Annotated in this window: 4 protein-coding genes and 1 riboswitch; of the genes, 1 reads left to right on the forward strand and 3 read right to left on the reverse strand. The window is 44.2% G+C overall.

Going from position 1 to position 6,165, the window contains the following annotated elements; genetic code table 11:
• Window positions 1–62: 62 nt before the first annotated feature.
• A riboswitch (TPP riboswitch) is annotated at window positions 63–172 on the reverse strand.
• A 313-nt stretch (window positions 173–485) separates the two neighbouring features.
• Window positions 486–1,313, forward strand: coding sequence for a protein-glutamine gamma-glutamyltransferase (locus tag ACFX4H_RS23595; RefSeq protein ID WP_052137311.1), 828 nt, complete (start codon window positions 486–488; stop codon window positions 1,311–1,313).
• 92 nt (window positions 1,314–1,405) lie between these two features.
• Here ACFX4H_RS23595 and rarD read toward each other — a convergent pair whose 3' ends face one another.
• The 3 genes from rarD to mbcS form a co-directional block, all read right to left on the reverse strand.
• Complete coding sequence (gene rarD / locus ACFX4H_RS23600; RefSeq protein ID WP_034309196.1) at window positions 1,406–2,335, reverse strand: EamA family transporter RarD; 930 nt, start codon at window positions 2,333–2,335, stop codon at window positions 1,406–1,408.
• Between the two features lie 80 nt (window positions 2,336–2,415).
• Window positions 2,416–4,017: an amidohydrolase gene (locus ACFX4H_RS23605; protein ID WP_377436358.1), complete on the reverse strand. Its 1,602-nt coding sequence runs from the start codon at window positions 4,015–4,017 to the stop codon at window positions 2,416–2,418.
• A 152-nt stretch (window positions 4,018–4,169) separates the two neighbouring features.
• Window positions 4,170–5,753 carry an acyl-CoA synthetase MbcS gene (mbcS, locus tag ACFX4H_RS23610; protein WP_048677943.1) on the reverse strand — a complete coding sequence of 528 codons (1,584 nt, stop codon included), beginning with the start codon at window positions 5,751–5,753 and terminating at the stop codon, window positions 4,170–4,172.
• Window positions 5,754–6,165: the final 412 nt, after the last annotated feature.

Genomic DNA, 6,165 nt, shown 5'->3' on the forward strand with positions numbered 1-6,165 from the left:
TACTGGATAAAACAGCAAAAAACGCCCGAAGATGAATTCGGACGTTAACATACAAAACAGAAAATCAGTCATAATATGTTCCCTCCGCTGGCATCACCCAGATCAGGTTCAAAGAGTCAGCATCTAATGGATGCAATCTCAGCCAGCAGTACTGGCCCCCCTACATTTCTCGCACATATGAACTTTTCTCTCTCATTATATCAATTCATAGGGAAAAAGGAATACTAATTTGCTTCTACTCTCTAATTGGAAAGGTATTCCTGGCACTTCAGGATGTCTTGCAAAACATCTTTTGGAACGAAAATCATTGAAAGTATAATGATTCCGTCTCTTTCCATTCCGCTCATTCTTGGCTGCAACGGTGGCGGACACGTTCCAAATAGTCATTTCTTTGCAAGCATTCATATAATGAGCATTACGTGTAGACATTTTTGTTTACTGGTTTTATTAAACCCTTAATTTCATAAGCAAAAGGTGGATATGTCATGATAAAGATTAATCACAAATGGTTAGATGTCAGTCAAATCCAACCAGGCACAGCCTCTGCCAAATCGCTTGAAACTCTTCAATGCTTGGCGGAAGATTCTAACGTTTTTGAATACCGGAACTTTGGGGATTTTAATTTCGAGATACAGCTGAGGAACCGAGTCATAGAGGCAGCTATTGCGTTGGATAAAAGCGGTCCGGAATTTTCCACACTCGAGGAGTCTCAATCCAATCAACGTTATTGGCACCTTTCAAAGGATGGCACCTTTACCCTTCAGCCAGGGATTCTCCCTCATGCTGCGCTCGTTGACATTTTCATGAATGGAGGGCTTTATGCCTTCGAATGCGGGACAGCAATAGTCGTCACTTTTTTAAAGGCGATTTTGGATTTAATCGGACCCAGGAATTTCGACTATCTTTTTTCAGACCTATTTTTATATGACTGGCGCCCTCCAAGGAATATGGCTCTCATCGTTCACCAGGGAAGAGATTATTCACCAGGTGATTGCGTTTACTTCAAAAACCCTGATCACGACTTGGCAACCCCTGAATGGCAAGGTGAAAATGCCATATTATTAGGGAGAAACCTCTTTTATGGCCACGGGATCGGGATTACCACTGCACAGGGAATCATCGATGAATTAAATAGCAATAGAAAGCCATTCGCCACCATATCAGCATTCCTGACAACGCATATCATTTTCCTGGATAGTTCCTTCTATAGACAATTCCAACTAAATAACCCCCGTGCCATGCCCGATAACAGTCCTGCCAGCCTTTCCAATTGTATTGTTTCTGAAATAGGTTCGAAGATATACCTTTCATGACCCTGGCATTTCGCCTATGCCATAAATCCGTTTTATTGAATATCGACATAAAAAATGCTTGGGCAGAAATCTCCCCAAGCATTTTTTTCTTTTCACGCACCAATATTCCCTTTGCCTTTGAACCTGCGGGCACTTGCCTGCCCCCATTTCGTTATGGATAGTGTATAAACAGCCAAAGCTGACCATATGAACAAAAAGGCTAAAAGATGTGCTTTGGTGAAACTTTCATGATAGACGAATACCCCGATCAATAAAGATAAGGTCGGAGCGATATACTGAAAAATGCCAAGCATCGATAACGGGATCTTCTCGGCCCCTTTTGCAAAATATAAAAGAGGTAATGCCGTGGCAATCCCGCCGCCCACCAACAGCAAGCTTGTGCTCCCGTCTGTAAAGAATTGCATTTCCGACCTGTTCATCAAGTAAATCAGGTAACCTAAGGCCAGAGGCGTTACCATCATCGTTTCGAGCGTCAGCCCGATTGCCGATTCAGCCTTGATCATTTTTTTTGCCAGACCGTATAATCCAAAGGTCATGGCCAAAACAAGAGAGATCCACGGGATCGTGCCGAAATGAATGCCAAGGATCAAGACTCCGATTCCTGCAAGCAGGAATGAAATGATTTGGGCCCCGCTCAATTTTTCTTTTAAGACTATCACTCCCAATAGTACACTGACGAGCGGATTGATATAATATCCAAGGCTTGTGTCGAGGATCCGTCCTGAGTTAACGGCCCATATGAACACTCCCCAATTGGCCGTAACAAGCAGTGACGCCGTTAGTAATGCCGTAAAGAGTTTCGGATTTCCCAGTATGTTTTTGACATAATCAAGAAACGCCTGCCATTTTTTCATGAACATCAATAAAACCAGCATGAACACGAAAGACCATAACACCCTCTGAGCTAAAATCTCTATTGCACCGACTCCCTGAAGGAACTTCCAGTAAATCGGCACAACTCCCCACATCATGTAAGAAAGGGCTGCATAAATCGCTCCTTCTTTTTGTTGATCCACTTTCATAACAAGCCTTCTTTCCATTTACATTCCTTTATCTAATTCCATCTAACAATTTTGTATTTCCGTTTCTATTTTTGCAACTGTTAATTTTTATCATACATGATTTTGTCATCGATGACCGTCATGACCGCCTTAGCTTTCAGGAGATCATCCGGTGCAACAGCAAAGACATCCAGATTAAACACGGTAAAATCGGCATCGTACCCTTTATTGATCACACCGCGGCGTTTTTCCTGGCCGATTGCTGCAGCACTCCCTTTGGTATACAATGCGAAAGCCTCGAAAACGGAAAGCCTTTCAGGCAAACCATATACGGTACGGTCCTCACTGTTGATTTTCATCCTTGTGACAGCGGCATGAATGCCGAAAATCGGATTTAATGGTTCAATGGGTGCATCCGACCCTCCAGCACAAATGATGCCCAAGTTCAAATAGGTTCTCCAGGCATAGGAGGATTCCAATAGATCGGCTGGCACCTTTTCTTCCACCCACGGAAAATCGGACGGAACGAACCCCGGTTGAATATCAAAGATTACCGGCAGCTTTGCCGCCCGCTCCAAAAGCTCCGGCCGTACAATCTGCGCATGGATGAGCCGGTCCCTCTGTCCCTTTTTCGGGGGGAGGGCTTCTATTGCATTCAATACGTATTCAAAAGCGAGATCGCCAATCGCATGGACAGCAATCGGCATTCCGGCAGCCCTTGCCTTTTTCACCCATTCCTGAAGCTCGTTTTCAGTGAATATCGCGACTCCATTCGTATTCTTTTGATCTACATAAGGTTCGCTCAACAGGGCTGTGCGTCCGCCTAAGGAGCCGTCGGTAAAGATTTTCATGCTGTCGAATTTGATATATCGCGTACCTTTCTGATAGCCGCCGCCTGCTGCCAGCATTTCTTCTAACGCTTCGTGATGGACGAGCAAGTTGGCGCGAAAGGCCATTTCCCGGCCCTCGATTACCGATTTAAACGCCTGATATGTCGGCATGAAGCCATTGTAGTAATGGAGGTCCTCGGTATGACCGCCAGTCAAACCTAGCTTATATGCATCTTCTATGGCCTCTGTGAGCGCGTTTTCGATATACTCTTGATCAATGCCGGGAAGGCTGTCTAAAATAAGGTTCTGCGCCTGGCTTTCTTTAAATAATCCATTTAAACGTCCGTCAGGATAACGGCAGATCACCCCGCCTGAAGGTTCTTTTATATCTTCTTTAATATCCGCTTCCAAAAGGGCCCGGGAATTGACCACCAAGGCATGACGGCAGATCCTTTTCAATACGATGGGATGATCTGCCGATATCGCGTCAAGCTCATCCCGTAATATCAATTCAGGTCTCGGCCATTCATTTTCATTCCACCCTTCGGCAACGATCCACTTTCCGGCCGGGGTCTTTAAGCACTTTTCCTTCAAGGATTTCATGATCGACTCCCTGCTATCCATCAAAGAGAGGTCTAGACGAAGCAGTCTTTCACCATGTCCGACCAAATGAAGGTGACTATCCACTAATCCCGGCAGCATCGTTTGTCCTTTTAAGTCGATTTCCCTGGAAATATTGCCGGCATGTTCATTTTTCAAATGGTCCAGGCTGCCGGTATCAACAATTACCCCCTTATCAGTGAAGACTGCCTCCACTTGATCATTTTCTTTAATCATCGTATAAATCGACCCATTGAACCATAACGTTCCCATTCCGGCTTTACACTCCTTATTAAATGATTGTTACTGTGCAGATATGCAGTAAGTGTACCATCTCATAACACGAATTCCCATATTTATGCTTTTACCCAAGCCCCTGTCAATAAAAAACGCCAGCCTTGAAGGCTGACGTTCATGCATTTCAATCAATTGTTAAGGAGTGCTTCTTCCCTTTTCCGTAAATCCACCCGTTTGATTTTACCAGATGTCGTTTTGGGCAGCTCTTCTAAAAATTCGATTTTCCTTGGATATTTATATGGAGCAGTCAATTCTTTCACGTGCGATTGAAGCGTCTTGATCAAGTCCTGGCTGTTCGGATCGATATCATCCATCAAGACGACATACGCCTTGACCACATTTCCCCTTATTTCATCAGGACTTGCTATAACGGCACACTCTTTAACATATGGATGCTTAACGAGTGCATCTTCCACTTCAAACGGTCCGATCGTATATCCCGAACTGATGATGATATCATCAGAACGACCCTCAAACCAGAAATAACCATCCTCATCCTTTTTCGCTTGATCGCCGGTGATATAATAGTCCCCGCGGAATTGCTGCGATGTCCGCTCGGGATCTTTAAAATATTCTTTAAAAAGAGCAGGTGTATCGACATGTACGGCAATATCCCCCACTACGCCAGGCGAACAAGGTTTACCGGAGTCATCGATGATTTCCACATGGTTGCCCGGAGTCGGTTTGCCCATGGAGCCCAATTTAATTTCCATGCCTTTCGTTACACCAACCAACAAGGTATTTTCGGTCTGTCCATACCCATCACGCACTTCAATCTGGAAATGGTTCTTAAAGACCTCGAACACTTTTTGATTTAAAGGCTCTCCCGCCGATACAGCACTGTGAAGATGGGATAAATCATAATCATCAAGGTTATCCACCTTTGCAATCAATCGATATTCGGTTGGCGTGCAGCATAATGCATTCACTTTGTAGTCCTGAAGCAGCTGAAGATATTTTTTCGCCTCGAACTTTCCATGATAGGCAAGGCCTGTCGCTCCTGTTCCCAGAACCGCCAGGAAAGGACTCCAGATCCACTTTTGCCACCCTGGGCCTGCCGTTGCCCAAACGACATCCGTTTCGCTGATCCCGAGCCAGTTTGCAGCGGACGTTTTCAAATGGGCATAAGCCCATCCATGTGTATGGACGACCCCTTTTGGATTTCCTGTCGTTCCGGAAGTATACGATAAGAATGCCATATCCTCACTCTTCGTGTCAGCCATGGTCAGCTGATCGGATTCCTCATCGGCGAGCTCATTCAAATCCAGCCAATTTTCGATTCGTTTTCCGATTGAAAACTTCAGGAGGCTTTCCGCTCCTTCTATTTCATTCAATTCGTCAGTATATTCATGATAACTGATGATTCCTTTGACATCACCATGGTTGACTCGGTACTGCAAGTCCTTCGCACGAAGCATTTCAGAACAAGGGATGACAATCATGCCAATTTTCAATGCTGCTAAATACACTTGATAAGCTTCCACCAAACGGGGGATTATGATGAGGACCGTATCACCTTTACCCAGTCCTTTTTTCTTGAAGGCATTTCCAATTTTATTTGCACTTTTTAATAAATTCTCATATGTAAGTTGTTTTTTATCTCCGGTTTCGTTCTCCCAAAGTACGGCAACTTTACCTGGATCTTTTGCATAACGTTCCATTTCACTCACTAAGTTGTAATGTTCCGGAGCCAATAAGTCTTCACGCTTCATATTCTTCCCCTCCAATTATGAACTCTTAGTACCTACTCATTATACAAGATACTTCTCTAAAATTTCTATTTATTTTTACAAATTAAAAAAGAGAGCGGGTGTAGGAATCCGCTCCCTTATAGCGTGTAGACAATTCCTAAAGTGAGTTTGCCTTCAGTTTTTCTTTTTAAAAATTCCGCTGATTTTCGAAACCCGTTCCATCTCCGCCGACTGTCTGCCAAGCCTCATCAAAGCATGCGCCTGTGTGGTCTTGGCTAGCAGGAGTGTCGCACATCTCTTCAACCCTTTAAGGAATACTGAAAAAAACTTAAAGGATTAACTAGTCTAAACATAGCTGAGACTAGCCTACAGTTTTTTCAAGAAAACATTACAGTTGATTTCAGAGATCCGCTCCCTTTCCGCCGACTGTCTG

This window comes from Peribacillus sp. YIM B13477, from assembly GCF_042787955.1.
In the GTDB taxonomy this organism is placed as follows: domain Bacteria; phylum Bacillota; class Bacilli; order Bacillales; family DSM-1321; genus Peribacillus; species Peribacillus frigoritolerans.

Excerpts from the sequence above, each read along its gene's own strand:
- ACFX4H_RS23605 (WP_377436358.1), bottom strand. The coding sequence starts at position 4,017 with ATGGGAACGTTATGGTTCAATGGGTCGATTTATACGATGATTAAAGAA.
- mbcS (WP_048677943.1), bottom strand. The coding sequence starts at position 5,753 with ATGAAGCGTGAAGACTTATTGGCTCCGGAACATTACAACTTAGTGAGT.
- rarD (WP_034309196.1), bottom strand. The coding sequence starts at position 2,335 with ATGAAAGTGGATCAACAAAAAGAAGGAGCGATTTATGCAGCCCTTTCT.
- ACFX4H_RS23595 (WP_052137311.1), top strand. The coding sequence starts at position 486 with ATGATAAAGATTAATCACAAATGGTTAGATGTCAGTCAAATCCAACCA.